The organism is Streptomyces sp. TLI_185, from assembly GCF_003814765.1.
Lineage (GTDB): Bacteria > Actinomycetota > Actinomycetes > Streptomycetales > Streptomycetaceae > Streptomyces.
Window position 1 is genome coordinate 7,605,781 of sequence record NZ_RKRB01000001.1, and the last position, 26,999, is coordinate 7,632,779.

The 26,999-nt window shown below is 71.4% G+C and carries 22 protein-coding genes; 14 read left to right on the forward strand and 8 right to left on the reverse strand.

Annotated elements, in window-relative coordinates; all coding sequences use genetic code 11:
- Positions 1-5 precede the first annotated feature (5 nt).
- Positions 6-3,125, reverse strand: coding sequence for an FAD-binding and (Fe-S)-binding domain-containing protein (locus EDD92_RS35140; protein ID WP_123968015.1), 3,120 nt, complete (start codon positions 3,123-3,125; stop codon positions 6-8).
- A gap of 65 nt (positions 3,126-3,190) precedes the next feature.
- Positions 3,191-3,730: a MarR family winged helix-turn-helix transcriptional regulator gene (locus tag EDD92_RS35145; protein ID WP_123970688.1), complete on the reverse strand. Its 540-nt coding sequence runs from the start codon at positions 3,728-3,730 to the stop codon at positions 3,191-3,193.
- A 143-nt stretch (positions 3,731-3,873) separates the two neighbouring features.
- On the opposite strand from EDD92_RS35145, the gene EDD92_RS35150 reads away from it, so the two are divergent.
- The gene (locus EDD92_RS35150) at positions 3,874-4,389 is read left to right on the forward strand and encodes a YceI family protein (RefSeq protein WP_123968016.1); all 516 of its coding nucleotides are present in this window, start codon (positions 3,874-3,876) and stop codon (positions 4,387-4,389) included.
- A gap of 6 nt (positions 4,390-4,395) precedes the next feature.
- Here EDD92_RS35150 and EDD92_RS35155 read toward each other — a convergent pair whose 3' ends face one another.
- Complete coding sequence (locus EDD92_RS35155; RefSeq protein ID WP_399184690.1) at positions 4,396-6,159, reverse strand: hypothetical protein; 1,764 nt, start codon at positions 6,157-6,159, stop codon at positions 4,396-4,398.
- A gap of 235 nt (positions 6,160-6,394) precedes the next feature.
- Here EDD92_RS35155 and EDD92_RS35160 point away from each other — a divergent pair, with 235 nt between their 5' ends.
- The 4 genes from EDD92_RS35160 to EDD92_RS35175 all read left to right on the forward strand — a co-directional run bounded on the left by EDD92_RS35160 (position 6,395) and on the right by EDD92_RS35175 (position 9,050).
- A complete protein-coding gene (locus EDD92_RS35160; protein WP_185124227.1) occupies positions 6,395-6,784 on the forward strand; it encodes a cell division protein SepF in 390 nt (129 codons plus the stop codon).
- Between the two features lie 75 nt (positions 6,785-6,859).
- The gene (locus tag EDD92_RS35165; RefSeq protein WP_260326954.1) at positions 6,860-8,059 is read left to right on the forward strand and encodes an ATP-binding protein; all 1,200 of its coding nucleotides are present in this window, start codon (positions 6,860-6,862) and stop codon (positions 8,057-8,059) included.
- Positions 8,056-8,382, forward strand: a complete 327-nt coding sequence (locus EDD92_RS35170) for a nucleotide pyrophosphohydrolase (protein WP_123968018.1) — start codon at positions 8,056-8,058, stop codon at positions 8,380-8,382. The genes EDD92_RS35165 and EDD92_RS35170 overlap by 4 nt, the downstream gene beginning before the upstream one ends.
- Positions 8,383-8,579: 197 nt before the next feature.
- Complete coding sequence (locus EDD92_RS35175) at positions 8,580-9,050, forward strand: DUF6099 family protein (RefSeq protein WP_123968019.1); 471 nt, start codon at positions 8,580-8,582, stop codon at positions 9,048-9,050.
- A gap of 10 nt (positions 9,051-9,060) precedes the next feature.
- Here EDD92_RS35175 and EDD92_RS50115 read toward each other — a convergent pair whose 3' ends face one another.
- Positions 9,061-9,225: a hypothetical protein gene (locus EDD92_RS50115; protein WP_185124228.1), complete on the reverse strand. Its 165-nt coding sequence runs from the start codon at positions 9,223-9,225 to the stop codon at positions 9,061-9,063.
- A gap of 238 nt (positions 9,226-9,463) precedes the next feature.
- Between EDD92_RS50115 and EDD92_RS35180 the strand changes: the two genes are divergently transcribed.
- The 5 genes from EDD92_RS35180 (at position 9,464) to EDD92_RS35200 (ending at position 18,208) form a co-directional block, all read left to right on the forward strand.
- Entirely contained in the window at positions 9,464-10,387 is a 924-nt protein-coding gene (locus EDD92_RS35180) for an LLM class F420-dependent oxidoreductase (RefSeq protein ID WP_123968020.1), read from the forward strand.
- Between the two features lie 158 nt (positions 10,388-10,545).
- On the forward strand, positions 10,546-12,018 hold the full coding sequence (locus EDD92_RS35185; protein WP_123968021.1) for a 3' terminal RNA ribose 2'-O-methyltransferase Hen1: 1,473 nt from the start codon (positions 10,546-10,548) through the stop codon (positions 12,016-12,018).
- On the forward strand, positions 12,015-14,609 hold the full coding sequence (locus EDD92_RS35190) for a polynucleotide kinase-phosphatase (protein ID WP_123968022.1): 2,595 nt from the start codon (positions 12,015-12,017) through the stop codon (positions 14,607-14,609). Before EDD92_RS35185 ends, EDD92_RS35190 begins: the two co-directional genes overlap by 4 nt.
- Before the next feature lie 237 nt (positions 14,610-14,846).
- On the forward strand, positions 14,847-16,949 hold the full coding sequence (locus EDD92_RS35195) for a RiPP maturation radical SAM C-methyltransferase (RefSeq protein WP_399184694.1): 2,103 nt from the start codon (positions 14,847-14,849) through the stop codon (positions 16,947-16,949).
- Positions 16,950-16,951: 2 nt separating this feature from the next.
- On the forward strand, positions 16,952-18,208 hold the full coding sequence (locus EDD92_RS35200; RefSeq protein WP_260326956.1) for an MFS transporter: 1,257 nt from the start codon (positions 16,952-16,954) through the stop codon (positions 18,206-18,208).
- On the opposite strand, the gene EDD92_RS35205 is transcribed toward EDD92_RS35200, so the two are convergent.
- The 3 genes from EDD92_RS35205 to EDD92_RS35215 are packed head-to-tail and all read right to left on the reverse strand — an operon-like array spanning position 18,188 to position 20,558.
- A complete protein-coding gene (locus tag EDD92_RS35205) occupies positions 18,188-19,090 on the reverse strand; it encodes an NAD(+)/NADH kinase (RefSeq protein WP_123968024.1) in 903 nt (300 codons plus the stop codon). The two genes, EDD92_RS35200 and EDD92_RS35205, sit on opposite strands and share 21 nt — an antisense overlap.
- Complete coding sequence (locus EDD92_RS35210; protein ID WP_123968025.1) at positions 19,087-19,425, reverse strand: hypothetical protein; 339 nt, start codon at positions 19,423-19,425, stop codon at positions 19,087-19,089. The genes EDD92_RS35205 and EDD92_RS35210 overlap by 4 nt, the downstream gene beginning before the upstream one ends.
- Positions 19,422-20,558 (reverse strand): SPFH domain-containing protein, encoded by a 1,137-nt coding sequence (locus EDD92_RS35215; RefSeq protein ID WP_123968026.1) that lies wholly within the window; start codon positions 20,556-20,558, stop codon positions 19,422-19,424. Before EDD92_RS35215 ends, EDD92_RS35210 begins: the two co-directional genes overlap by 4 nt.
- A gap of 131 nt (positions 20,559-20,689) precedes the next feature.
- Between EDD92_RS35215 and EDD92_RS35220 the strand changes: the two genes are divergently transcribed.
- Both EDD92_RS35220 and argF read left to right on the forward strand, forming a co-directional pair.
- Positions 20,690-21,913, forward strand: a complete 1,224-nt coding sequence (locus tag EDD92_RS35220; protein ID WP_123968027.1) for an arginine deiminase — start codon at positions 20,690-20,692, stop codon at positions 21,911-21,913.
- A 72-nt stretch (positions 21,914-21,985) separates the two neighbouring features.
- Entirely contained in the window at positions 21,986-22,993 is a 1,008-nt protein-coding gene (gene argF, locus EDD92_RS35225; RefSeq protein ID WP_123968028.1) for an ornithine carbamoyltransferase, read from the forward strand.
- Positions 22,994-23,008: 15 nt separating this feature from the next.
- Here the strand turns inward: argF and EDD92_RS35230 are convergent, their stop codons facing one another.
- The gene (locus EDD92_RS35230; RefSeq protein ID WP_123968029.1) at positions 23,009-23,464 is read right to left on the reverse strand and encodes an ATP-binding protein; all 456 of its coding nucleotides are present in this window, start codon (positions 23,462-23,464) and stop codon (positions 23,009-23,011) included.
- A gap of 323 nt (positions 23,465-23,787) precedes the next feature.
- Here EDD92_RS35230 and EDD92_RS35235 point away from each other — a divergent pair, with 323 nt between their 5' ends.
- Positions 23,788-24,615, forward strand: a complete 828-nt coding sequence (locus tag EDD92_RS35235) for an enoyl-CoA hydratase family protein (protein WP_123968030.1) — start codon at positions 23,788-23,790, stop codon at positions 24,613-24,615.
- A 2-nt stretch (positions 24,616-24,617) separates the two neighbouring features.
- Complete coding sequence (locus tag EDD92_RS35240) at positions 24,618-26,990, forward strand: bifunctional salicylyl-CoA 5-hydroxylase/oxidoreductase (RefSeq protein ID WP_399185497.1); 2,373 nt, start codon at positions 24,618-24,620, stop codon at positions 26,988-26,990.
- Positions 26,991-26,999 lie beyond the last annotated feature (9 nt).

The following is a 26,999-nucleotide window of genomic DNA, read 5'->3' on the forward strand; positions in this document are numbered from 1 at the left end:
GGCCCTCACCGCCGCAGCCCGCGGGTCAGCCCCGCTGCGACGGCTGCCGCGCTCAGCCCGACCCCGGCAAGGGCGAGGGACTGGGCGCGGCGGCCCGGCGGGGCCGGCCGTACGCCCGCGCCGACGCCGTACGCGCTGCCGTGCGCACCGTCGGGCAGCGCCGAGGCCAGCAGTTCCGCGAGGTGCACCGCCTCATGGCCGCCGCTGTCGAACTCGTGGACCTGGGTGCGGCAACTGAAGCCGTCGGCCAGCAGGACCGTCGCCGGGTCCGTCTCGCGCAGCCGGGGCAGCAGCACGCGTTCCGCGCACGCCTCGCTGACGTCCAGGTGGCCGCGTTCGAAGCCGAAGTTGCCGGCCAGCCCGCAGCAGCCGGATTCCAGCTGCTCCGCGTCGACGCCGGCCCGGCCGAGCAGTTCGCGGTCGGAGTCCCAGCCGAGCACCGCATGCTGGTGGCAGTGCACCTGCGCCAGCGCCCGGGCCGAGCGGTCCGGCACCTGCGGGGGCTGGTAGCCGGGGGAGTGCTCGGTGAGCAGTTCGGCGAGCGTCACCGTCTGGTCGCACAGCCTGCGCACGTCACGGTCGCCCGGGAAGAGCTCGCTCATGTCCGAACGGAACACGGTGGTGCAACTCGGCTCCAGGCCGACCACCAGCCCGCCAGCCCGGACATGCCCGGCGAGACGGCGCACCGTGCGACTCAACACCCGCTCGGCGACGGCGAGTTGCCCGGTGGAGATCCATGTCAGCCCGCAGCACAGCGGTTCCCGGGGCAGCTCGACCCGCCAGCCCGCGTGCTCCAGCACCTCCACGGCCGCCTGCCCGACATGCGGGTGGAAGAAGTTGGTGAACGTGTCCGGCCACAGCAGGACGCTTCCGCGGGACCCGTCGCCGTACGTCTCACGGCGGCGGGCGAACCACTGCTGCAGCGTCCGCCCCGCGAACAGCGGCACCTCCCGGTTCTCGACCCCGGCCACCGCCACCGCCGCCCGGGACAGCGGCGGGGTGTGGGTGAGCGCGTTGACGAGCGGTCCGAGCCGGGCCCGCCCGACGGCCTGGGCGAGGGCCGGCAGCCAGCCCATGGACAGGTCGGAGCGGGGCCTGCGCCAGGGCCGGCCCGCGTAGTGGTGGGACAGGAACTCCGCCTTGTACGTGGCCATGTCCACATCGGCCGGGCAGTCCTTCTTGCACCCCTTGCAGGCCAGACAGAGGTCGAGCGCGTCCCGTACCGCCTGAGACCGCCAGCCGTCCCGGATCGCGCTGTCGCCGTGCCCGTCGAGCATCTCGAACAGCAGTCGCGCCCGCCCCCGTGTGGAGTGCTCCTCCTCCCGCGTCACCTGGTAGGAGGGGCACATCACCGAGCCGCCCTTGTTGGTCAGCTGCCGGCACTTGCCCACGCCGACGCACCGGTTGGCGGCCTCGGCGAAGGATCCGCCGTCGTCCGGGAAGCGGAAGTGCAGGTCACGGGGCGCGTACGGGGCCCAGTTGCCGCCCAGGCGCAGGTTCTCGTCCAGCCGGTACGGCGCCACGACCTTCCCGGGGTTCATCCGGTCGAGCGGGTCGAAGACCGCCTTCAGCCGCCCGAACGCCTCGACCAGCTCCTGGCCGAACATGCGCGGCAGCAGCTCACCGCGGCTCTGCCCGTCCCCGTGCTCCCCGGAGAAGGACCCGCCGAACTCGGCGACCAGATCCGCCGCCCGCTCCATGAACCGCCGGTAGGCCGCCACCCCGTCGGCCGAGTACAGGTCGAAGGGGATACGGGTGTGCACACAGCCCTGCCCGAAGTGGCCGTAGAGGCTGGGCCCGGTGTCGCTGAGATACCCGAACTCGTCGTAGAGGCGGCGCAGTCGGCGCAGATAGTCGCCCAGCCGCTCCGGTGCCACCGCCGAGTCCTCCCAGCCCTCGAAGGTGTCGGGCTTGCCCGGGATGTGCGCGGTGGCGCCGAGGCCGGCCTCGCGCACCTGCCACAGCTCCTCCTCGTGGGCGGGGTCGTCGAGGAAGGCGACCTCGGCGTCGTGCTCGGACTCGTGCAGGCCGTCGAGCATCCGGTGCGCCCGCTCGTCGGCCTCCTCGAGGGTGTCCCCGCCGAACTGCACCATCAAGAAGGCGTTGCCTTCGGGCATCTGGGCGCGGGCCTTCGGGTTGAGGTGCTTGATCCGCTCGTCCTTGATGAGCCGCGCGTCGACGCCCTCCAGCGCCATCGGCTCGTACGGCAGGATCGCCGGTACGGCGTCGGCGGCCACGGCGATCTCCGGGAACCCGAGCACGACCAGGGTCCGTTCCTTGACCACGGGTACCAGTTCCAGCTCCGCCCGCAGGACGGTGACCAGCGTCGACTCGCTGCCGACCAGCAGCCCCGCGACGTCGAAGCCGTGCTCGGGCAGCAGCGAGTCCAGGTTGTAGCCGGAGACCCGGCGCGGGATGTCCGGGTAGCGGCGGCGGACCTCGTCGCCGTACCGGTCCCGCAGGGCGCGCAACTGCCGGTAGAGAGCGGCCTGCAGATCGCCCTGCCGCTCGATCTCGGCGTACTCCTCGTCGCTCGTCTCACCGCACCAGAAGCGGGTGCCGTCGTAGAGCAGCACCTCCAGACGGGCGATGTTGTCCACGACCTTGCCGGTCGCCTGCGCGGTGGCGCCGCAGGAGTTGTTGCCGATCATGCCGCCGATGGTGCAGTTCATATGGGTGGCGGGCTCGGGGCCGTAGCGCAGGCCGGTCGGCGCGAGCTGCCGGTTCAGTTCGTCGAGGACGATGCCCGGCTGGACGATGCAGGTGCGGGCGTCCGGGTCCACCGACTCGATGCGGTGGCAGTACTTCGACCAGTCGATCACCACGCCCGCGTTGGTGCACTGCCCGGCCAGGCTGGTCCCGCCGCCGCGCGACAGCACGGGCGCATCGTGCTCGCGGGCGACGGCCACCGCCTCCGCGGCAGCCTCCGGGGTGCGGGGCACGACGACGCCGATCGGGGTCTGCCGGAAGTTGGAGGCGTCGGTGGAGTAGGCGGCCCGGCTCCCGGCGTCGAAGCGGACCTCGCCGTCGACCCGGTCACGCAGCGCGGCCTCGAGACCCGCCGTGTCGACCGGCGGCGCGGCTCCGCTGCGGACGACGGGTTCGGGCAGGTCCAGTGCGCCCATGGAGCCCTCCTGCGATCGCCTGCACGGGACCGCCGAGTACCCAGGAGCGGGCGGGTCACCCCGCGCTACGGCTGCTCGGACTCCTTGGCGAGCGCTGCCTCCTTGGGCTGTTCGGCCTCCTCGGCCGGCTCGGGCAGCAGACCGCACATCGCCTCGTGCTGGTCCGGGCCCATGACATGGGTCAGGGCTCGGGTGACCGTCGAGGCCAGGGCGCCGGAGGCCTCTTCCAGGAGGCGGCGGGCCTTGTCGGTGAGGGCCACCTCGATGCCCCGCTTGTCGCCGCAGACCGACTTGCGGGTGACAAGACCGGCGTGCTGGAGACAGGCGATCTGGTAGGTGAGCCGGGTTTTGGGGCGGCCGAGGAGTTCCGCGATCCGCGTCATGCGCAGACCCGTCCGGGGCTGCTCGGCGAGCAGGCACAGGATCAGGAACTCGTCGTGCGAGACGTCGAGGCGCTCCTTCACGACCGACCGCAGTTCCTGCTCCACCGCGCCCACTGCCCCCAGCATCACCATCCAGGCCCGGAGCTCCTTGGGCAGCAGGCCGCCACCCTGCGCGGACGGGCATTCGGGCAGGTCGGTGGGGTGCTCCTCGGGGTCGGCCATGGTGTCGAGTCTACCCATTGTTCAAATTTGGACCGAAAGGTTGTCCAGATTTGGATAATGGTCTACGGTCGGAGTCATCCAAATTTGAATCACTTGTTTTCCCTGGATCCCCGCTCCCCGCTCCCCGCTCACTGGAGAAGATCATGACCGTCGCCGTCGAAACCGGTGTCTGGCAGCTCGACGCCGCCGCTTCCACCGTCGCCCTGCGCCACAAGACGATGTGGGGCCTCGTCACCGTCAAGGGCACCTTCGCCGCCGTCGGCGGACAGGGCGAGGTGCAGCCCGACGGCTCCGCCACCGGCACCCTGACCCTGGACGCCGCCACCCTCGACACCAAGAACAAGAAGCGGGACGAGCACCTGCGCTCCGCCGACTTCTTCGACACCGCGAACCACCCCGAGATCACCTTCGCCGTCCGCAGTGCGAAGGCCGGCGCCGGTGACACCGTCGAGGTCTCCGGTCAGCTGACCGTGCGCGGCATCAGCCGCCCGCAGACCCTCACCGCCAGCCTGGCCGGCGCGGACGCCGACGCGCTCACGCTGGACACGGAGTTCACCGTGGACCGCGCCGAGTTCGGCCTGGGCTGGAACCAGCTGGGCATGATCCGTGGCCTGACCACGGTCGCCGCCACGCTCCGCTTCGTGCGTACGGCGGCCTGACGCCCGTCAGCCGGACCGGTCGGCCCGCCCGCCGGTTCCGCCCACCCGCAGGTGGAGGTCCATGCTGGACAGCGTCTGCGGTGTGGGTGTGAAGACCCGTAGCCGAAGGCTGCCGTGCGGCCCCGGCAGCGTGAACTTCCCGTGGACCGGCGGCCGGATCACATAGCCGGCCGTGGCGTGGGCGGGCAGGGTGGCCGGTCCCTTCAGGATCGTCCAGTACTGGTTCAGGCCCTGGCCGACGCTGAGCATGAAGTGCGGTTCCAGGGCGCTGTCGTCCGTGTTGGTGACCCGCAGCGTCAGCCGCGTGAGGACGTTCGCGTCCGCCGCCGTCCGGCGCACGGAGGCGATCTCCATCCTGAGCGGCGGCTTCCCGGTGACCGCCACGACGGCGCTCACCAGCGCCGGGGCGACCAGCAGCGCGGCCGTCGCGACCAGCGCCGGACGCCGGTACCGGCCGGTCAGCAGACGCGGGCGCGGCTGCCAGGCCCGCGCGAACTCGGACGGGGGCGCGGTGACGGCGGTCGCCAGCCACAGCGGCGTCATCATCAGGTAGTAGCCGTCCTGGGAGCGGGTCGCCAGATAGAAGGCGCACCAGGGCAGGACGGTCGCTGCCGGCCCCAGCCGGCGCATGAAAAGGATCAGCAGCCCGAGCAGGGCCGCGGCCAGCAGCATGCTCGCGTGCCCGTACCAGTCGACCCGGTCGCTGCCGTTCGTGTAGTACAGGGAGACGCCCACGAGGCCCTGCCCGTGCAGCGTCGCCCCCTGGATCAGAGGCAGCGCGATGCCACTGATCCAGGTGCCCGGCTCGCTCACGATGAAATACGTGTTGATCAGCAGCCACGCGGTCGCGGCGACCCCGGCGATCCGCGCCACCACCCGCGCCGCGGCCCGCCCGCCCAGCTCACCGCGGCGCACCGCGTAGATCCCGGCCAGCAGGAACGGCGCCAGGAACCAGGGCAGTTGCTGTGTGGCGCACGCGGCACCCAGACAGGCGGCCCGCGCCACACCGGCCGCCCCGAGCCGCCCGCCCTGCCCGATCCGTGGCCAGCGCACCACCACGGGGATCAGCAGGGCCAGTGCGGTGATCGCCGGGTAGCCCTCACGGCCGTACGTCGGCAGAAACCCGAAGCCGAGGCAAGCCATGGTCGCCGCCGACCGCCACTGAACCGGCAGCATCCGCCACAGCACCACCGTGCCGACGATCAGCGCGCCCGTGCTCACCGCCGTCGCCGGGGCACCGCCGTGGCCGATCCACAGCAGGGGCGCGGTGAGCAGCGGGGCGAGCGGGGGATAGCCGTAGGTGAAGTCGTAGCCGCCGTCGAACGTCGTGGTGAGGGCGATGCCCTTCCGGAAGAGCCAGGGCCACGCATGCCCGTAGACCTGGTGACCCGCGACGAGCTCCTTGGCGGCCTGGGTGGTCAGCACCGCCTCGTCCGAGCCGCCGTGGTTCATGGCCCACGCGCACAGAGCGAGCACCACGGCGGTGACCAGCACGGCCGCGTCGAGCCGCGCGAGCGACCGGGCCCGGCCCACGACGAGCGTCAGCACCCCGCACACCAGGATCGAGGCGTAGCACACCGAGATGACGGCGGCCACCGGTGGCCGGTGACTGGCCGCCTGGGCCCAGATCGTGCGCGTGCCGATGAACAGGCTGATGTTCGCCAGGAGCGTCAGGACGCGATGCCATTGCGCGGGAGGTTCCGGCACGGCGGACACCGCCGACTGCGTCCGCCGGCCGGGTGTCACCAGCTGTGTTTCTGCCAAGTGCACGTCAGGGGACGCTAGTCGCGCCCGGTGAGCAGGGCGTGGCCGGAGGTGAAGAGTCCGGTGTGAGGCGGGTAAGAAGCCCCGTTCGGGAAGGAACCGGTCCATACCTGACCGCTGCCCGGCGCCGCCGGAACGGTTGTGACGGTCGCGGACCGTGTCGCAGTTGGGCCGAACGGGTGACGTGGCGTAAGAATTGGCCGGTGCAGGCAATCAGTGCGAGTCAGTTCGGGGGGAGCCGGTGAACAGCCACGACGTCACCGATGAACAGTGGGAAGGGCTCGCCCAGGTCGTGCCGCTGCGGGGACGCGACGCCTGGCCGTCCGCGGTGGACCACCGCGCGCACCCGGAAGCGCTGACGGAGGCCCGTCGCCGTTTCGTGGTCCTCAGGGTCAACGTCTTCGCCGATGCTCGCGAGGTCGCCGAGACCCTGATGGCCGGCATCCCCGTCCTGCTCGACCTGAGCGGTGCGGAGAACGAAGTAGCCAAGCGTGTGCTCGACTTCAGCACCGGAGTCGTCTTCGGCCTCGGGAGCGGCATGCACCGCGTCGACCGCAACGTCTTCCTGCTGGCCCCGGCGGACACCGAGGTCACCGACCTGGTGGAGAGCGCAGGAGTGTCCGGCTCCTGACCCTGGTCCCCCGATCGTAGGAAGCTCCCGACGCCGTAACGGTTCACCTTCCGGGCCGGGCCCTACGGTCCGGACATGACCGTGTCATCCGTGCCGCCCGAGGCGTATCCCGATACGTCGTTCCCGATCCGTACCGTCGCGGGCCGCCCGCGCCCGGACCGGCCCTGTGTCACCGAGCTGCGGCTGTCCGCCTTCGCCGGGCACCGGCGGGCCGGGTTCGTGCTGGGGCCGGTCACCCTCTTCGCCGGGGGCAGCGGTTGTGGGAAGACGAGCGCGCTGCGGGCGTACGAGGCGCTGGCCCGGCTCGGTGGGGGTGCCGAGGTCGGGGAGGTGTTTCCCGACGCGGCCGACTGCGTGCCTCAGCGGGCGCGGCCCGATGCGCAGCGGCGGCGCGGATTCCGTATCGGCTGTACGGCCGACGGGCCCGAGGGGCCGGTCCGGCTCGACGTCGCCGTGCAGGCGGAGCCCGAACTGCGCATCGTGGGCGAGCGGTTGACCGCGGGCGGGCTGGTGCTCCTGGAGACCGCCCTGCGCGACCCCTCCCGCCGCACCGTGCAGGCCGCCTGGCACACCGCGGGTTCGGCACCGGTGACGCGGGCTCCGCTGCCCGACGACCGGCTCGGCACCGCACTGCTGCCGCTGCGCGTGGCCGGCAAGACCCACGGACAGCGCCGTGTGCTCGCCGCCGCCGAACAGATGGTGGTCGCCCTGCGGTCCGTCTTCGCCTGCGATCCGCGCCCCGGCCGGATGCGCGCCCCTGCACCGCTCGGCTCCGGACTGCTCCTCGGCGGCTGCGACAATCTCGCCGACGTCCTGTGGCGCACCCGCGCCGAGTGCGCGCGACGGCACGCCCAGCTCGTCGACACGGTGCGCGCCGGATGCGCGGGGCCGGTGGCCGACGTGCTCGCCGAGCCGCTGGGCGACGGGACCGTCCAGGCCCTGCTCGACCGCGGCGACGGTTTCCGGACAGCTCTGCGGCGCCTGGGCGACGGCGAGTTGCGCTATCTCGCCCTCGCGCTGGTCCTGCTGACCGGGCCGGGCGTCCTGGAGGTGGACACCGCGGGCGAGGTGCCCGCGGCCATGCAGACCCTCACCGTCCTCGCCGACGGCTTCGACCGCTCACTCGACCCACGGCAGCGACGGGAACTGCTGCGGCTGGCCCTGCGGACGGCCGGCCGCGGCCACATCCGCGTGGTGGCCGCGGTCAGCGACGCCTCGTGGGCCGCCGGGGTGGACGGACCGGAGCCCGTCACGGTGGTACACCTGGAGCTGTGACCGATCATCTCGACGTGGCGAAACTGCAGCGCAGGCTGGCCGACTTCGCCGCCGCCCGCAACTGGCGGCCGTACCACACCCCCAAGAACCTCGTCGCCGCGCTCAGCGTGGAGGCCTCCGAACTGGTCGAGATCTTCCAGTGGTTGACGCCGGAGGAGTCGGCCCGGGTCATGGACGACCCGGACACCGCGCACCGCGTGACGGACGAAGTCGCGGACGTGCTCGCCTACTTGCTGCAGCTGTGCGACGTACTGGACATCGACCCGCTCGTGGCGCTGGACGCGAAGATCGACCGCAACGAGCGGAGGTTCCCGGCGCCGTAGCCGGTCACGGCAGCCGCCGGGAGTGGTTCAGTCCACTTTCACTCTCCGGAGTCAAATTCCAGCCTGAAATCGATTTGTTGTCCACAGATTTCGGTCTTCCTCTGGCTTTTCGTCCCGCACACCCTCACTCTGGGTAGTGGACAACGGAGTTCGGGCGGACGTGCGGGCAGCGCGTCCAGACAGACGGGGGCAGCGGCATGGACGCTGTGCGGCTCATCGTGACGAGCAGACGTGCCCTTGCAGGGAGCGGCGACGCTCCGGAGACCATGACCGAGGTGTGGCAGGCGCAGGCCCTGGCGCAGGCGATAGGCAGCCGCCTCGCGGTTTCCGGCCCGCCCGAACTGCGCGGCGAGGCACTGGGGTTGACGGAGCTGGCGGGCCGCGGCTGCGGTGTCCTCGACACCCCGCACCTCCCCACCGAGGACCTGCGCGCGGCCCAGCTCACCGATCTGGGCGACGCCCGCCAGGCCCTTCTCTGTCTCGGCGGCCTCCTGGGCGAGGTCGGCATCGCCCTGGTGGGACTCGCCTGCGCCGCGGACGACGAGAGCACCTACTGGCAGTGCATGGAGGCCATCGACGCGGCGGACGAGTCCAGGGACCGGGTGCAGGAGATGCTGCGCAGACTTGCGGACCGGGAGGAGGCGTTACCCGAGAGGGAGGCAGGTTAGAGCCGGGGTCTCAGCCGGCCTCTCTCTCCTCCGCGCCCCGCCCCGCAGACTGCAGATCGGCGTCCAGGGCCGACAGGTCCGCGTTCAGCGCCGCCATCAGCTCCTCCATCTGCTGCAGCAAGCCCTTCGGCCGGCCGACGCCCCCGACCTGCTGCGGTACGGACTCTTCGGACATGACGGCCTCCTCGGCCCCGGGCCCCCTCGGGGAGGCCGAACGGGTGACATCCCGGCGACGACCGCCGGCGCGGGTGCCGGGCGGTCCGGCTCCGCACGAGCCAACGACCACCACCAGAACGGGTCACTGGCGCGGGTGTGTACCCGCCCGCCGATGACGGATTTTCACCCGACCGTGGACGGCAGTGCCCGGAGGGACCGGTGGGGTTGACCGGCACCGTGGCGTGCAGGATGGAGGTATGGATCTTCGCATCTTCACCGAGCCCCAGCAGGGGGCCTCCTACGACACGCTGCTCGCGGTGGCCAAGGCCACCGAGGACCTCGGTTTCGACGCCTTCTTCCGCTCCGACCACTATCTCCGCATGGGCTCCGTGGACGGCCTGCCCGGCCCCACCGACGCCTGGATCACCCTCGCCGGCCTGGCCCGCGAGACCAAGCGCATCCGACTGGGCACCCTGATGACCGCCGGCACCTTCCGTCTCCCCGGCGTGCTCGCCATCCAGGTCGCGCAGGTCGACCACATGTCCGGCGGCCGCGTCGAGCTGGGCCTCGGCGCCGGCTGGTTCGAGGAGGAGCACAAGGCGTACGGCATCCCCTTCCCGAAGGAGAAGGTCGGCCGTCTCGAGGAGCAGCTCGAGATCGTCACGGGGCTGTGGCAGACCAAGGTCGGCGACACCTTCGACTTCCACGGCAAGTACTACGACCTCACCGACTCGCCCGCGCTGCCCAAACCCGCCCAGGACAAGATCCCGGTCCTGGTCGGCGGCCACGGCGCGACCCGCACCCCGCGGCTGGCCGCACGGTACGCCGACGAGTTCAACATGCCGTTCGCCTCGATCGAGGACAGCGAGCGCCAGTTCGCCCGGGTCCGCGCCGCCGCCGAGGAGGCCGGCCGGCGCCCGGACGACCTCACCTACTCCAACGCGCTGGTCGTCTGCGTCGGCAAGGACGACCAGGAGGTCGCCCGCCGAGCCGCCGCGATCGGCCGCGAGGTCGACGAACTGAAGGCCAACGGCCTGGCGGGCACCCCGTCCGAGGTCGTCGACAAGATCGGCCGCTATGCGGAGACCGGCTCGAGCCGCCTCTACCTCCAGGTCCTCGACCTCGCCGACCTGGACCACCTGGAGCTGATCTCCGCCCAGGTCCAGTCCCAGCTGTCGTAGCAACCGCCGCAAAGATCCCTCGTAGCAATAAACAAGGGCGCAGGTCGGCCGCCGTATGCGAAGGTGAGACCGTCGTCCTGCCGAGCCCCCAGGATCACCACCTGGGGGCTTTCGTGCGTACGGCGCCCAAAACCGTCCACCCGTCGGAGAGTCTCCGCATGTTCCTGACCATCACCACCACCGGCACACCCGAACGCCCCGCCACCGACCTCGGTTTCCTGCTGCACAAGCGCCCCGAGAAGGCGCAGGCGTTCTCCACCTCCTACGGCACGGCGCACGTCCTCTACCCCGAGGCCGATGCCCAGCGCTGCACGGCGGCGCTGCTGCTCGAGGTCGACGCGGTGGCGCTGGTGCGGCGGGGTAAGGGCAAGGGACGCGGCGGTGCCCCCGACGCGGCGCTCGCGCAGTACGTCAACGACCGCCCGTACGCGGCCTCCTCGCTGCTCGCGGTGGCGCTGAGCGCTGTCTTCTCCAGCGCCATGAGAGGCGTGTGCAACGCCCGCCCCGAGCGCGCCGCGCAGCCGCTGCCCCTGCGCATCGAGGTGCCCGCGCTGCCCGCCCGCGGCGGCCCGGAGCTCGTGAGGCATCTGTTCGAGCCGCTGGGCTGGACGGTCACCGTCGAACCGGTGGCACTGGACACCGAGTTCCCCGAGTGGGGCGACTCGCGGTACGTGCGGCTCGTCCTGGAGGGCGAGGACCGCACCCTCGCCGAGGCCCTGCGCCACCTCTACGTCCTGCTGCCGGTCCTCGACGACGCCAAGCACTACTGGGTGGCGTCCGACGAGGTCGACAAGCTGCTGCGGGCCGGTGAGGGCTGGCTGCCCGAGCACCCCGAGCAGAAGCTGATCACCAGCCGTTACCTCTCGCGCCGCTGGTCGCTGACCCGCGAGGCGATGGAGAGGCTCGAGCTGGTGCGGCTCGCGGAGGCCGACGACAGCGAGGTCGAGGACATCGACAACGCCGTCGAGGCGGAGACCGAGACGGAGGGGAAGCCGACCCCGCTCGCCGTCCAGCGGCGTGACGCGATCATCGCCGCGCTCGGCGTGTCCGGTGCCGCCCGGGTGCTCGATCTCGGCTGCGGACAGGGCCAGTTGGTGCAGGCGCTGCTCAAGGACCCGCGGTTCACCGAGATCGTCGGCGTCGACGTGTCGATGCGCGCCCTGACCATCGCCTCCCGGCGCCTCAAGCTGGACCGCATGGGGGAGCGGCAGGCCTCGCGTGTCAAGCTCTTCCAGGGCTCGCTCGCGTACACCGACAACCGGCTCAAGGGGTACGACGCCGCCGTGCTCAGCGAGGTCGTCGAGCACCTCGACCTGCCGCGGCTGCCCGCCCTGGAGTACGCGGTGTTCGGCTCGGCCCGCCCTCGCACCGTCCTCGTGACCACCCCGAACGTCGAGTACAACGTCCGCTGGGAGTCCCTCCCGGCAGGCCACGTCCGGCACGGCGACCACCGCTTCGAGTGGACCCGGGAGGAGTTCCGCACCTGGGCGCACACGGTGGCGGAACGGCACGGCTACGGCGTGGAGTTCGTGGCCATCGGGCCGGACGACCCGGAGGTCGGACCGCCCACCCAGATGGCCGTCTTCACCATGAACAGCAACGCGACCGAGAAGGAGGCGAAGGCAGCATGACCGAGACAACAGAGAAGGCAGTGGAGCGCAAGGGACGGGTCCTCCCCGTCACCGACCTCTCCCTCGTCGTCCTCGTCGGCGCCTCCGGCTCCGGCAAGTCCACCTTCGCCCGCCGGCACTTCAAGCCGACCGAGGTGATCTCCTCCGACTTCTGCCGGGGCCTGGTCTCCGACGACGAGAACGACCAGAGCGCGACGAAGGACGCCTTCGACGTCCTGCACTACATCGCCGGCAAGCGCCTGGCGGCCGGCCGCCGCACCGTCGTCGACGCCACCAGCGTGCAGCAGGACTCGCGCCGTCAGCTGATCGACCTGGCCAAGCAGTACGACGTGCTGCCCATCGCCATCGTGCTGGACGTTCCGGAGGAGGTGTGCGCCGAGCGCAACGCGGCCCGCACCGACCGGGCCGACATGCCCCGCCGGGTGATCCAGCGCCACATCCGCGAACTGCGCCGATCCATAAGGCGCTTGGAGCGCGAGGGCTTCCGCAAGGTCCACGTCCTGCGCGGGGTGGAGGACATCGAGAACGCCTCCGTCGTCACCGAGAAGCGCTTCAACGACCTGACCCACCTCACCGGCCCCTTCGACATCATCGGCGACATCCACGGCTGCGCTTCCGAACTGGAGTCGCTGCTCGGCAAGCTGGGCTACGTCGACGGCGTCCACACCGAGGGCCGTACGGCCGTCTTCGTCGGCGACCTCGTCGACCGCGGCCCGGACAGCCCCGGCGTGCTGCGCCGCGTCATGTCGATGGTCGAGTCCGGCAACGCGCTGTGCGTACCCGGCAACCACGAGAACAAGTACGGGCGGTATCTCAAGGGCCGCAAGGTCCAGCACACCCACGGCCTCGCCGAGACCATCGACCAGATGGAGGGCGAGAGCGACGAATTCCGCGCTCGGGTGCGGGAGTTCATCGACGGACTGGTCAGCCACTACGTCCTCGACGGCGGCCGGCTGGTGGTCTGCCACGCCGGTCTGCCCGAGAAGTACCACGGCCGCACCTCCGGCCGGGTCCGCTCGCACGCCCTGTACGGCGACACGACCGGCGAGACCGACGAGTTCGGGCTGCCCGTGCGCTATCCGTGGGCGGAGGACTACCGAGGCCGGGCCGCGGTCGTCTACGGCCACACGCCCGTCCCCGAGGCCACCTGGCTCAACAACACCATCTGCCTGGACACCGGCACCGTCTTCGGCGGCAAGCTCACCGCGCTGCGCTGGCCGGAGCGGGAGCTGGTCGACGTACCGGCCGAGCAGGTCTGGTACGAGCCGACCAAGCCGCTGCGCACCGAGGCGCCCGGCGGACACGACGGCCGGCCGCTCGACCTGAACGACGTGCACGGCCGCCGGGTGGTGGAGACACGGCACGCGGGCCGGGTGTCCGTCCGCGAGGAGAACGCGGCTGCGGCCCTGGAGGTCATGAGCCGCTTCGCGGTCGACCCGCGCCTGCTGCCGTACCTTCCGCCGACCATGGCGCCGACGGCCACCTCGCATGTCGATGGCTACCTGGAGCACCCGGTCGAGGCCTTCGCGCAGTACGCGGCCGACGGGGTCGCGCGGGTCGTGTGCGAGGAGAAGCACATGGGCTCGCGGGCGGTGGCCCTGGTGTGCCGCGACGCGGAGGCGGCACGGACGCGGTTCGGTGTCGACGGTCCGACCGGGGCGCTGTACACGCGTACCGGACGCCCGTTCTTCGACGACGAGTCGGTGACGGAGGAGATCCTCGGGCGCGTGCGAACGGCTGTCGGAGAGGCCGGCCTCTGGACCGAACTCGACACCGACTGGCTCCTGCTGGACGCCGAGCTGATGCCGTGGTCGCTGAAGGCCTCCGGCCTCCTGCGGTCCCAGTACGCGGCCGTCGGCGCCGCCTCCGGCGCGGTGTTCCCGGGTGCGCTCGCCGCCCTGGAAAGCGCCGCGTCCCGGGGCGTCGACGTGACCGACCTGCTGGGCCGCCAGCGTGAACGCGCCTCGAACGCGGCCGCGTTCACGGAGGCGTACCGCCGCTACTGCTGGACGACGGACGGGCTGGACGGCGTACGACTCGCCCCCTTCCAGATCCTGGCCGTCCAGGGCCGCAGCCTCGCCGCGCTCCCGCACGACGAGCAGCTCGCCCTGCTCGACCGGCTCGTCGAGCACGACGGCAGCGGCCTGCTGCAGACCACTCGACGGCTCTACGTCGACACCGGCGACCCGGAGTCGGTGCAGGCCGGCGTCGACTGGTGGCTGGAGATGACCGGCCGCGGCGGCGAGGGCATGGTCGTCAAGCCGCTGGGCGCGCTGGTGCGATGGGGGTCCCCCCGCTCGAGCGAAGCCGAGAGTGGGGGAGGCGAGGGACGGCTCGTCCAGCCCGGCATCAAGTGCCGGGGCCGCGAGTACCTGCGGATCATCTACGGTCCGGAGTACACGCGCCCCGACAACCTCGTCCGGCTGCGCAGCCGCTTCCTGAACCACAAGCGGTCGCTGGCGATCCGCGAGTACGCCCTGGGCCTGGAGGCCCTGGACCGGCTGGCGGAGGGGGAGCCGCTGTGGCGGGTGCACGAGGCTGTGTTCGGGGTGCTGGCGCTGGAGTCGGAGCCGGTGGACCCGCGGCTTTGAGCCAATCGTGAGCCATGTTCACACAAGCTCCATGGAAACCTTGTGTCACACACGTAGCCCCGCCTAACTTGAACAACCTTGCGAATCGGGGTAGTTCGAGGAGGGCTGGGCAGACGTGGAGATCAAGAAGGTAGTGGTCCGGGAGGAAGAGAAAACCAACCGGCAGCCACGCATCGTGGAGAAACGGCCGACGCCCTGACCGGTCGGCGGGGCGGCATGGGCATCACGCTCGTGACGATGCCCTGGCATCCGATCGATCTGCCCTCGCTGCAGCTGGGCCTGTTGCACGCCCTGGTCTCGCGCACCCGCCCGCAGGACGAGGTGCGCGAGGTGCACGGCTCCCTGCGCTGGGCGGAGTTCCTCCTGGAGCGCTCCGGCGGCCGGCTGCGCCCGGGCGACTACGTACGGGTCGGCAGCGACTCGATCTTCCACGGCCTGGGCGACTGGGTCTTCTCCGGAGCGCTCTACGACGACCCCGACTGGGGCACGTCACGGCTGCGGGACTATGCCGTCCGGTACGGGATCGACGTGGACGTCGCGTGCGAAATGCGCACGTATGCGGCCGAGTTCATTGCTGACTGCGCGGACGCCGTGCTCGCCGACGAGCCGGACGTCGTCGGCTTCACCACCACCTTCATGCAGAACGTGTCCTCGCTCGCGCTGGCCCGTGAACTCAAGGCCCGCCGCCCCCAGTTGACCGTCGTCTTCGGCGGTAGCAACTGCGACGGCCCCATGGGGCACGCCCTGCACCGCAACCACCGCTTCGTCGACCATGTGGTGCGCGGCGAGGGGGAGTACGCCTTCCCCGCGCTCCTGTGCCATCTCGACGACGGCACACCTCCCGCGGACGTGCCGGGCCTGTGCTGGTGGGAGGGCGAGGTCTCGCGCGCCAACCCCGAACCGCGGCGCACGGTGGCGCCCGCCGACATCCCCTCGCCCGACTACGACGACTGGCAGACGGCGCTGGACGCCTCCCCGGTCGCCGAGTACGTGCATCCCAAACTGGTCGTCGAGGGGGCGCGCGGCTGCTGGTGGGGCGAGAAGCACCACTGCACCTTCTGCGGACTCAACGGCTCGGCCATGGCCTTCCGCGCCAAGCCCGGCGAGCGCCTGTGGTCCGAGGTCGACCACCTGGTCCGTCGGCACCGCATCCTCGACGTCGTCACCGTCGACAACATCATCGACATGGCGTACTTCAAGGACTTCCTGCCGCGGGCCGCGGCCAGCGGCTGGGACTTGCGCATGCACTACGAGGTCAAGTCCAACCTCACCCCCGAGCAGCTCGCCCTTCTCGCCGAGTCGGGCACCGTGCACATCCAGCCGGGCATCGAGAGCCTGGGCAGCAGGGTCCTCGACCTCATGGACAAGGGTGTCACCGGAGCCCGCAACATCCGCACCCTCCGCGAGTGCGAGAACCACTCGCTGACCTGCTCCTGGAACCTCCTCTACGGCTTCCCGGGCGAGACCGCCGACGACTACGCCGCCGTCATCGACCAACTCCCCGCGCTTGTCCACCTCCAGCCCCCGAGCGGCGCCCACCGCATCCAGCTCGAACGGTTCAGCCCCCACTTCAACGACCCCGGCCTCGGCTTCGGCAAGCGCAGCCCGGCCGAGATGTACCAGCACGTCTACGACCTCCCCGAGGACGAACTCACCGATCTCGTCTATCTGTTCGACACGGAGGACGCCGGCATCGGGGGAGAGGTGGAGGCACGGCTGAAGCAGGCCGTCGAGCGCTGGCTCAGCGACCACCCGGGATCACGGCTGACGTTCACCGAGGACGGAGACACCCTGCTGGTGGACGACCAGCGGGCGGGCCGGCCGCAGCGCACGCACCGCTTCACCGGCTGGCAGGCGGCGGCCCTGCGCCGACTGGAGGACGGCCGGACCGGGCAGGCACTGCACCGTCTGCTGGTCGAGGACGGTCATCGGCTCACGGTCGAGGACCTGGACGAGTGGCTCCTACACGCCCTGGAACTCGGCCTGTTGTTCCGTGACGGGCGGACATACGTCGCCCTGCCCACATGGGGCGTGCCGGTGCGACTGGACGAGCCGGGGTATGCCTGTCAGATGCTCTACCACCGGCGCGGCCCCGATTTCGTCATCGTCATGGACCGCAGGGACAAGGGGGTGTCGGCTCGCTACACACTCGACGACCCCGACGTGCTCGCCACCTTCGACACCCTTGAGGAACCCACACCGCTCGCCGAGTTGAGCGACAGACAGCTGCAAGCGGCGAAACTGCTGGCGGACGAAGGGCTGGCCCTGCTCGCCGATGGCCGGGCGGTCGCCCTGCCACCCCGTCTCCGGAGCTGGCCCGTGCCCTGCACCGGAATCTGACGGTGACCGCCCCGCCCGAGACCAGTCCCCTGCGACGCCACCGCCCCTTCGTCCTGCTCTGCGCGGAACAGACGGCAGGCTCCGTGGGCCGCCAGATCACAGCGCTCGCCCTCACTCTGCTCGCCGTGACGGTCCTGGACGCCGGGCCGTTCGCCGCCTCCGTGATCCTCGCGCTGACCTATCTGCCAGGCGCGGTACTGAGCCCCGTCGCCGGAGTGCTGGTCGACCGCGTACGCCTGCGCCGTCTGCTGGTCCTGGCCACCTCCCTCCAGGCACTGGTCGTCGGCTCCGTCCCGCTCGCCCGGGCCGCCGGGCACCTCACCTGGCTGCATCTCTACGCGGTCGCCGCGGTCTCCGGCACGCTGACCTTCACCCTCTCCATCGCCCTCCAGGCGGCGCTGCCCCGGGTCGTCGGCCCCGACCGACTGCTCGCCGCCAACTCCGCACTGACCGGCGCCCGTACCATCGGCCAGATCGGCGGACCGGCCCTCGGCGGCGTCCTCGTCGGCCTCACCGGAACCGGCGCCGCACTGACGGCCGGCAGCATCGCCTACGCCGTGGAGGCACTGGTGCTGTTCGCCCTGCCCGCCACCCTCGACACCCCGGCCGCACCGCAGAAAGCCCCCAGTACCTCGCCGACTGCCGCCCTGCGGGCGGGACTTGAGGTCGTACGGCGGGAACGGCGGCTGTACCGCATGGTGCTGGCCGGCGCCGGACTCAACCTCGGCAGCGGCGCCTCCGCCGCGCTCTACGTCCTGTACGCGAGCCGCGAACTGCACCTGCCTGCCTGGCAGTTGGGCGCGACGTACGCCATGTTCAGTGCGGCCACCGTGCTCGGGATCGTGGTGGCCGGGCGGTTCGGCGCGCGTCCGGGGCTGTGGCGGACGACGAGGATCTGCGGACCGGTGGCGGGCGCCGCGGGCTTCCTGGTCCCGGCGGCATCCGTCGGCCCCGCTTTCCCGCTCCTCCTCGTGTACCAGGTCTCGTACGGACTCGCCGTCACCGTCTGGACCATCTCCCTGACCACTCTCCAGCAACTGATCGCGCCGGCCGGGATGCAGGGCCGGGTCGCCGGCTTCAACCAGGCGGCGCTCCTGGCGACGGTGCCGGTCGGCGCGCTGGGCGGCGGGGCGCTGGCGGCGGCGCTGGGGAACGTACCGGTGCTGGTCGCGGCAGCGGCGATCGCGCTGGCCTCCGGCGCGACGCTGTGGGCGCCGATGCGGGCGCAGGAGCTCCCGCTACCCGACCAGGCGCAGTGACGTCCCCGCCACGCCCACCCGCACCGACTGCCCCCACGTCAGCTGCAGCGCGTCCCCCTCCATCCCGTCCCCGAAGGCGATCAGCCGCTCGGACTCGACGGTGAGAGTGAGACGGGCCGAGGCAGCGAGTTCGCCCGCGACCATTGATGTCCCGGTGGCCGGTGACGGCCACGCCTCCCGTACGAACCACAGCAGCCGGTCGTCGGTGGGGCGGGGGAGCGACAGGGCGGTCAGGGCGGCGCCCCGCTCCTGCCACACCGACCGGATCCATCCGGTCGCGCCGGTCCCCGTCCCCACCAGCACCCCGGACGAAGCCTGGGCCTCGACGACACCCCCGTCGCCCTCGAGGCCCAGGCGGTACCTGGCCGTCTGATGTCCGGCGGCGCCCAGGTAGATCTCGTTGAGCGCGACGATCCGCTGTGTGTCGTCGGCGACCGCCTCCACCATGGTGAGTTCGTCCACGGCGCTCGTGCGGACCGCCGGGAGCAGCGCCGCCGCGTCCCCGGGCCGGTGCCGCACCAGGACGCCCGGGTTGCGCCCGGGGTCCGTGTCGATGCCCACCACCGGCTGCCCGGCGAGGTACTTGGCGACGTTCGCCACCAGCCCGTCCTGCCCGACGACCACCACGACGTCCTCCGGTGCGAACAGGAAGCGGTCCAAGTCACCCCGCTCGACCAGAGTCTGACGCCAGGTCAGCGGAATCGCGGAGGTCACCTCGGCGAGCGCACGCCGGGTGCGGCGGTGCCGCTCGGCGACCTCCGCGATGTCCCGGCCCCTGGAGGAGAGGAAGAAGGCGGCCTGCCCGTGCGTACCGTGGTGGGCCACCAGTTCCTCGTACTCCGTGGTGCGATGGACGAGGACGACACGCGGGGCGAGGCTCACGCGGCACGCTCCACGGAGAGGACGGGCCGGTCGAGCGCCCCCGTCGGCGCGAAGACGGACGGCGACCGCCCGGCACTCGGGCGCTTGCCGCGGAGCTCGGCCGGGTCGGCCGACGGCAGGCCGATCCCTCTCGTGCCGGAGAGTCCCCTCTGTCCGGCTCCCGCGTTCATGCCCGCTCCTTGTTGCCGGTCCGGGGGAGCGCCCGCGTCGGTGCGACGAGGGGACGGCGGCTGCTCGGCGCCCGGGTGCTTGCCGCGGAACTGGGGCGGCTCGGCCGACGGCAGGCGGATCCCCGTCGCGTCGGAGAGTCCGGTCTGTCCGGCTCCCGCCTTCATGCCCGCTCCTGTACGCCCAGTTTGGCCAACAACCCCGTCAGCACGTCCGGCGAGATGGTCACGCTGTCGATGTTCGGCAGGTTCTCCGCCAGCCGGGTTCCGGCGAGGGCGTGCAGGGTCGCCACGTCCACCTCGGCATGCACCCGCAGCCAGGCCGCCTGCGCCTGAGCCCGCGCGTCCCCGACCTCACGTGCCCCTTCGGCCTCCGCCCGCGCGAGCCGGACGGACCGAGCCGCCTCGGCATCGGCCATCCGCACCGTCCGCGCCGCCTCCGCCTCCGCCAGCCGCTCGGTACGCCGCGCCTTGGCGTCCGCGAGCTGCACGGACCGCGTGGCCTCCGCCTCCGCCAGCTTCACCGTCCGTGCGGCCTCCGCCTCGGCCCGTACCGCATCCGCCGCCGCGTGCTCCTCGGCCTCCCGCCGGGCGTTCGTACCGCGCTGCTCGACCAACTGCTCCTCGCGCCGGGCCAGTTCGATCTGGCTGGCCAGCTCGTTCTCGGCGATCGCCCGCTCCCGCTCGACGGCCACGGCCCGCCGCTCGTACGTCGCCCGGTCGGCCTCCTGCTGGATCTGCTCGCGGGCCGGCGTGCGCAGGGCCCGCTCCACCTCCGGCTCAGGACGCAGCGCGACCACACGGACGGCGACCACCTCGATGCCGGTCGCTGGCAGCCGCGGCTCGGCGCCGAGCCCCGCCGCGACCCGCTCCCGCACCGCCGCCACGCCGTCGACCAGCGCCGACGACAGCGACGTACGGGCAAGGACATCCAGCGCATGCTGCTGTGCCGTCTCCGTCAGCAGCGTTCCCAGCTGTTCCAGCGGGGCACCCCGCCACACCCCCGAGTCCGGGTCGACGGAGAAGTCCAGCCGGGCCGCGGCGAGCCCCGGGTCGCTGATCCGGTACGTCACGGTCGCCTGCACCGCCACGTCCTGGAAGTCGGACGTACGGGCATGGAAGGTCATCGCCAACTCCCGGTCGTCGACCGGCACTTCGGAGAGCGCCGCGGTCAGCGCACGGAACCAGAAGCTGAGCCCCGGGCCGTCGTGCAGCAGCTTCCCGGCGCGGTGGTGCCGGATGTGCGCCGTCGGCGCCCCGCGCAGATGGCGCCAGCCCAGACGCCGTGTGATGTCGGCCATCGAACCCCCTCGGTTCTCGTCTGTTCGACGATAATCGCCGCGACCGTTTATCGTCAAGAGGACGAAAACAAGAAGGCGAAGAAACCGCCGACCGGCGGGTCAAGAAGCCCCCCGATGGTCAGGATGGAGGCATGGGAATGCATGTCGACTCCGAGGCCGGGCGGCTGCGCCGCGTCATACTCCACCGGCCGGATCTCGAGCTCAAAAGGCTCACCCCCAGCAACAAGGACGCCCTCCTCTTCGACGACGTGCTCTGGGTCCGCCGGGCCCGCGCCGAGCACGACGGCTTCGCCGACGTCCTGCGCGACCGCGGGGTCGCCGTCCACCTCTTCGGCGACCTGCTCACCGAGGCCCTGGAGATCCCGGCGGCCAGAACGCTCGTCCTGGACCGGGTCTTCGACGAGAAGGAGTACGGCGTCCTCGCCACCGACCACCTCAGAGCCGCCTTCGAGACCCTGCCCGCACCGGAGCTGGCCGAGGCCCTGGTCGGCGGCATGACCAAACGCGAGTTCCTGGAGGTCCACGCGGAGCCCACCTCCGTCCGCTTCCACGTCATGGACCTCGACGACTTCCTCCTCGCGCCGCTCCCCAACCACCTCTTCACCCGCGACACCTCCGCCTGGATCTACGACGGGGTCGCCGTCAACGCGATGCGCTGGCCGGCCCGCCAGCGCGAGACCGTGCACTTCGAGGCGATCTACCGCCACCACCCCCTCTTCCGTGACGAAACGTTCCACGTCTGGTCGGAGGGCCAGGCCGACTACCCGTCCACCATCGAGGGCGGGGACGTCCTCGTCATCGGCAACGGCGCCGTCCTGATCGGCATGAGCGAGCGGACCACCCCGCAGGCGGTGGAGATGCTGGCGCACAAACTCTTCGAGGCCGGCTCCGCGCAGACGATCGTGGCCCTCGACATGCCGAAGCGGCGCGCCTTCATGCACCTCGACACCGTGATGACGATGGTCGACGGCGACACCTTCACCCAGTACGCGGGCCTCGGCATGCTCCGCTCGTACACGATCGAGCCGGGCGCCGGCGACAAGGAACTCAAGGTCACCGACCACCCGCCGGAGCACATGCACCGCGCGATCGCCGCCGCCCTCGGCCTGAGCGAGATCCGGGTCCTGACCGCCACCCAGGACGTGCACGCCGCCGAGCGCGAGCAGTGGGACGACGGCTGCAACGTCCTCGCCGTCGAGCCGGGCGTCGTCGTCGCCTACGAACGCAACGCCACCACGAACACGCATCTGCGCAAGCAGGGCATCGAGGTCATCGAGATCCCCGGCAGCGAACTGGGCCGGGGTCGGGGCGGGCCGCGCTGTATGAGCTGTCCGGTCGAACGGGATGCCGTATAGGAGCTGTATAGAAATGCAATTCGTCGTATAGACTTCCAGCGATATACGTCCCCGCATTCCTGGAGCGCCCCCATGGCGACAGTCCCGACCGTCCTCGCCGGTCGCCACTTCCTCAAGGAGCTCGACTTCTCCCAGCAGGAGTTCCTCGGCCTGATCGAGCTGGCCGCCGAGCTGAAGGCCGCCAAGAAGGCAGGGGTCGAGACGCAGTACCTGCGGGGCCGGAACGTCGCGCTGATCTTCGAGAAGACCTCGACGCGCACGCGCTGCGCGTTCGAGGTCGCCGCCGCCGACCAGGGCGCCTCGACGACGTACCTCGACCCCTCGGGCTCGCAGATCGGGCACAAGGAGTCCGTGAAGGACACCGCGCGGGTGCTGGGGCGGATGTACGACGCGATCGAGTACCGCGGGCACGGTCAGGGTGTCATCGAGGAGCTGGCCGCATACGCCGGGGTTCCCGTCTACAACGGCCTCACCGACGAGTGGCACCCCACCCAGATGCTGGCCGACGTGCTCACCATGACCGAGCACAGCGACAAGCCGCTCAGCGAGACGGTCTTCGCCTACCTCGGCGACTCCCGCTACAACATGGGCAACTCCTACCTGGTCACGGGCGCCCTGCTCGGCATGGACGTCCGGATCGTCGCACCGCGGGTGCTGTGGCCGGACGAGACGATCGTCGAGGTGGCCAAGCAGCTCGCCGCCGCCTCCGGCGGCCGGGTCACTCTCACCGAGGACGTGAAGGAGGGCGTGCGCGACGCCGACTTCGTCGCCACCGACGTCTGGGTGTCGATGGGGGAGCCCAAGGAGGTCTGGGACGAGCGCATAGCGCTGCTCGGCCCCTATGCCGTGACCATGGACGTGCTGCGCGCCACCGGCAACCCCGACGTGAAGTTCATGCACTGTCTGCCGGCCTTCCACGACCTCGGCACGCGCGTCGGCCGCGAAGTCCACGAGCGGCACGGTCTGACGGAGCTGGAGGTCACCGACGAGGTGTTCGAGTCGGAGCACTCCGTGGTCTTCGACGAGGCCGAGAACCGTATGCACACCATCAAGGCGGTCCTGGTCGCGACTTTGGCGTGACGCCCGGCGCCGGACTCAGGCCCAACGCCGCTGCTGAGGCACCACCGGCAGGCGGAACCACACGGCCTTGCCGGACGTCGTCGGCCGGTGACCGCAGGACGAGCTGAGCGCACGGATCAGCAGCAGCCCGCGCCCGTGCTCCTGCCAGGGGTCGGGCGCCTGAGCGCCCGGGCAGGTGAGATCGAAGGGCGGCATCGGGTCGGGGTCGTGCACCTCGACCTGGCAGCCGTTCGGCAGCAGCTCCACCACGAGCTCTATCGGGGAGTCACCGACGGTGTGCTCCACGGCGTTCGCGACCAGCTCCGCCGTGAGCAGTTCCGCGGTGTCGCAGTCGGCCCCGTGCTCCAGCTCGGCCAGCGCCGTGCGCACGAGTGCGCGGGCCACGGGCACGGCCGCGGCGGAGTGCGGCAGTGCGATGCGCCAGGAAGCGGCGGAGGCGGAAGGGCGGTCGTACAAGGCGGGTCCGTTCATGAGCAGGCTGTCCTGCTTTCAACTTTTATGAATGGTACGGCGCCGCCCGACGAGAGGCCCGACGGGCACCGCGCGGAACCTTCGGCCCCGCTGACGGGCGGCTTACCCGTAGCAACGGCTTGCCTCGCAGCGCCGCTCCCACCGTTGCCTCCCTGTCGACGAGCCGTGACGAAAGTGACCGGGCCGGGTCGGATCCGCGGTGATGTCCGCACTCCACCGCAGGAGTTCTATCGCGCCGTCGTGACGACAGTCACGGATGGGTGATAGCTTCGAAGGGTAGAGCTCAGTGAGGCAGTGCCCGCCCCCCGAGGAGGCCGCACGTCATGAGTCCCTTCACCGGCTCCGCCGCCCGCACCTCCGAGTGGCGGCATCTGCGCGTGGAGCACGCCGACGGGGTCGCCACGGTCACCCTCGCCCGCCCCGAGAAACTCAACGCGCTCACCTTCGGCGCCTACGCCGACCTGCGCGACCTGCTCGCCGAACTCTCCCGCGAGCGGTCCGTGCGCGCCCTGGTGCTGGCCGGCGAGGGCCGCGGCTTCTGCTCGGGCGGCGACGTCGACGAGATCATCGGCGCGACCCTGTCCATGGACACCGCCCAGCTCCTCGACTTCAACCGGATGACCGGCCAGACCGTGCGGGCGATACGGGAGTGCCCGTTCCCGGTGATCGCGGCGGTGCACGGGGTGGCGGCGGGCGCCGGGGCGGTCCTCGCCCTGGCGGCGGACTTCCGCGTCGCGGACCCGTCCGCCCGCTTCGCGTTCCTGTTCACCCGGGTGGGGCTCTCCGGCGGCGACATGGGCGCGGCGTATCTGCTGCCGAGGGTCGTCGGCCTGGGCCACGCGACCCGGCTGCTGATGCTGGGCGAACCGGTCCGCGCCCCCGAGGCGGAGCGCATCGGCCTGATCAGCGAGCTGACGGACGAGGGCGGAGCGGACGAGGCAGCACAGTCCCTGGCCCGCCGCCTGGCCGACGGCCCGGCACTGGCGTACGCCCAGACGAAGGCCCTGCTGACCGCCGAACTGGACATGCCGCTGGCGGCATCGGTGGAACTGGACGCCTCGACCCAGGCCCTCCTGATGAACGGCGAGGACTACGCAGAGTTCCACGCGTCGTTCAAGGAAAAGCGCCCTCCCAAATGGAGGGGACGGTGACCATGGCTCCCTCAGGGGCGCGGGACTGTGTTGAATTTGCGGCTACCGCCGCGCGGCCGCGACCAGCCACATCGGACTCGCACCCGCCGACGAAGACCAGCCATCCCCTACGAGTGGCGATCATCGGCGGCGGCCCCGGGGGCCTGTACGCCGCCGCCCTCCTCAAACGCCTCGCCCCCGACCGGCAGGTCACCCTCTGGGAACGCAACGCCCCCGACGACACCTTCGGCTTCGGAGTAGTCCTCTCCGACGAAACCCTCGGCGGCATCGAACACGCCGACCCCGTCGTCTACGAGGCCCTCCAGAAGGACTTCATCCGCTGGGACGACATCGACATCGTCCACCGAAGCACCCGCCAGACCTCCTCAGGACACGGTTTCGCCGCACTCGGCAGAAAACGCCTCCTGGAGATACTGCACGACCGCTGCCGAGGCCTGGGCGTCGACCTGCGCTTCCGTTCGGAGGCCCCGTACCCCGACTGGCTGGCACAGGCATACGACCTGGTCATCGCCGCCGACGGAGTCAACAGCAGCACCCGCGAGGCCTACGCCGATGTGTTCGGCCCCCAGGTGGCCACCCACCACTGCCGCTACATCTGGCTCGCCGCCGACTTCGCCTTCGACGCCTTCCGTTTCGAGATCGCCGAGACGGAACACGGGGTGATGCAGCTGCACGGCTACCCATACGCCCCCGACGCCTCGACGGTGATCGTCGAGATGCACGAGGACGTGTGGCGTGCCGCCGGTTTCGAGGACCTCGACGAGACGGAGTCCGTCGAACGCTGCGCCAAGATCTTCGCGGAGGCGCTCCGCGGCCGCCCGCTGCGCTCCAACAAGTCGGCGTGGACCACCTTCCGTACGGTCGTCAACGAGCGCTGGTCCCACGGCAACGTGGTCCTGCTCGGCGACGCCGCCCACACCGCCCACTTCTCCATCGGCTCCGGCACCAAGCTCGCCGTCGAGGACGCCCTCGCCCTCGCCGCCTGCCTGGAGGAACAGCCCACCCTGGCCGAGGCGTTGACTGCCTACGAGGCGGAGCGCAAGCCCGTGGTCGCCTCCACCCAGCGCGCGGCCCGCGCCAGCCTGGAGTGGTTCGAGAACCTGGGGCTCTACCTCGACCAGCCGCCCCGCCAGTTCGCCTTCAACCTGCTCACCCGCAGCCGCCGCGTCACCCATGACAACCTGCGCCTGCGCGACGCCCGCTTCACCGGAGCCGTGGAGCGCGAGTTCGGCTGTCCGCCCGGCACGCCGCCCATGTTCACCCCGTTCCGGCTGCGCGGTCTGACCCTGCGCAACCGGGTCGTGGTCTCGCCCATGGACATGTACTCGGCGGTCGACGGCGTCCCCGGCGACTTCCACCTCGTCCACCTGGGCGCCCGTGCCCTCGGCGGCGCCGGCCTGGTGATGACCGAGATGGTGTGCGTCAGCGCGGAGGGCCGGATCACCCCCGGCTGCACCGGCCTCTACACCGGCCGGCAGGCGGAATCCTGGAAACGGATCACCGAGTTCGTGCACGCCCAGTCTCCCGGGACCGCGATCGGCGTGCAGCTCGGCCACTCCGGCCGCAAGGGCTCGACCAAGCTGATGTGGGAGGGCATGGACGAACCGCTGCCCGACGGCAACTGGCCCCTGGTGGCCGCCTCCCCGCTGCCGTACAAGCCGGACAGCCAGACCCCGCGCGAGCTGACCCGCGCCCAACTCACCGACATCCGCGAGCAGTTCACCGCTGCCGCCTGGCGGGCCGCCCGCGCGGGCTTCGACCTCCTCGAACTCCACTGCGCCCACGGCTATCTGCTCTCCGGGTTCCTCTCCCCGCTCACCAACCGCCGCACCGACGCCTACGGCGGCTCGCTGGAGAAACGACTCCGCTTTCCGCTGGAGGTCTTCGACGCCGTACGCGGAGTGTGGCCCGAGGAGAAGCCCATGACCGTCCGCATCTCGGCCACCGACTGGGCCGAGGGCGGCACGACGGCCGAGGACGCCGTCGAGATCGCCCGCGCCTTCGCCGCGCACGGCGTCGACGCCATCGACGTGTCGACCGGGCAGGTCGTGGCCGACGACCACCCGGAGTTCGGTCGCTCGTACCAGACGCCGTACGCGGACCGCATCCGCCACGACACCGGCATCCCGGTGATCGCGGTCGGAGCGATCTCCTCCTGGGACGACGTCAACTCCCTGATCCTGGCCGGCCGCACGGACCTCTGCGCCCTCGCCCGCCCCCACCTCTACGACCCCCACTGGACCCTGCACGCGGCAGCCGAGCAGGGCTACGACGGCCCCGGCGTCGTCTGGCCGGCCCCTTACCGCGCGGGCAGCCGCCGCCCCCAGACCGGCCGCTCGGACGCCCCCAAGCCCCGCCTGACGCTGGGGACTTGAGGAGACGCC

What these genes read in the sequence shown, in the direction of transcription:
- EDD92_RS35175 (WP_123968019.1), top strand. Translation starts at nt 8,580, where the DNA reads ATGGACGCTGTGCGGCTCATCGTGACGAGCAGACGTGCCCTTGCAGGG.
- EDD92_RS35240 (WP_399185497.1), top strand. Translation starts at nt 24,618, where the DNA reads ATGGCTCCCTCAGGGGCGCGGGACTGTGTTGAATTTGCGGCTACCGCC.
- EDD92_RS35140 (WP_123968015.1), bottom strand. Translation starts at nt 3,125, where the DNA reads ATGGGCGCACTGGACCTGCCCGAACCCGTCGTCCGCAGCGGAGCCGCG.
- EDD92_RS35180 (WP_123968020.1), top strand. Translation starts at nt 9,464, where the DNA reads ATGGATCTTCGCATCTTCACCGAGCCCCAGCAGGGGGCCTCCTACGAC.
- argF (WP_123968028.1), top strand. Translation starts at nt 21,986, where the DNA reads ATGGCGACAGTCCCGACCGTCCTCGCCGGTCGCCACTTCCTCAAGGAG.
- EDD92_RS35230 (WP_123968029.1), bottom strand. Translation starts at nt 23,464, where the DNA reads ATGAACGGACCCGCCTTGTACGACCGCCCTTCCGCCTCCGCCGCTTCC.
- EDD92_RS50115 (WP_185124228.1), bottom strand. Translation starts at nt 9,225, where the DNA reads ATGTCCGAAGAGTCCGTACCGCAGCAGGTCGGGGGCGTCGGCCGGCCG.
- EDD92_RS35145 (WP_123970688.1), bottom strand. Translation starts at nt 3,730, where the DNA reads ATGGCCGACCCCGAGGAGCACCCCACCGACCTGCCCGAATGCCCGTCC.
- EDD92_RS35150 (WP_123968016.1), top strand. Translation starts at nt 3,874, where the DNA reads ATGACCGTCGCCGTCGAAACCGGTGTCTGGCAGCTCGACGCCGCCGCT.
- EDD92_RS35165 (WP_260326954.1), top strand. Translation starts at nt 6,860, where the DNA reads ATGACCGTGTCATCCGTGCCGCCCGAGGCGTATCCCGATACGTCGTTC.
- EDD92_RS35220 (WP_123968027.1), top strand. Translation starts at nt 20,690, where the DNA reads ATGGGAATGCATGTCGACTCCGAGGCCGGGCGGCTGCGCCGCGTCATA.
- EDD92_RS35215 (WP_123968026.1), bottom strand. Translation starts at nt 20,558, where the DNA reads ATGGCCGACATCACACGGCGTCTGGGCTGGCGCCATCTGCGCGGGGCG.
- EDD92_RS35190 (WP_123968022.1), top strand. Translation starts at nt 12,015, where the DNA reads ATGACCGAGACAACAGAGAAGGCAGTGGAGCGCAAGGGACGGGTCCTC.
- EDD92_RS35195 (WP_399184694.1), top strand. Translation starts at nt 14,847, where the DNA reads ATGCCCTGGCATCCGATCGATCTGCCCTCGCTGCAGCTGGGCCTGTTG.
- EDD92_RS35210 (WP_123968025.1), bottom strand. Translation starts at nt 19,425, where the DNA reads ATGAAGGCGGGAGCCGGACAGACCGGACTCTCCGACGCGACGGGGATC.
- EDD92_RS35235 (WP_123968030.1), top strand. Translation starts at nt 23,788, where the DNA reads ATGAGTCCCTTCACCGGCTCCGCCGCCCGCACCTCCGAGTGGCGGCAT.
- EDD92_RS35185 (WP_123968021.1), top strand. Translation starts at nt 10,546, where the DNA reads ATGTTCCTGACCATCACCACCACCGGCACACCCGAACGCCCCGCCACC.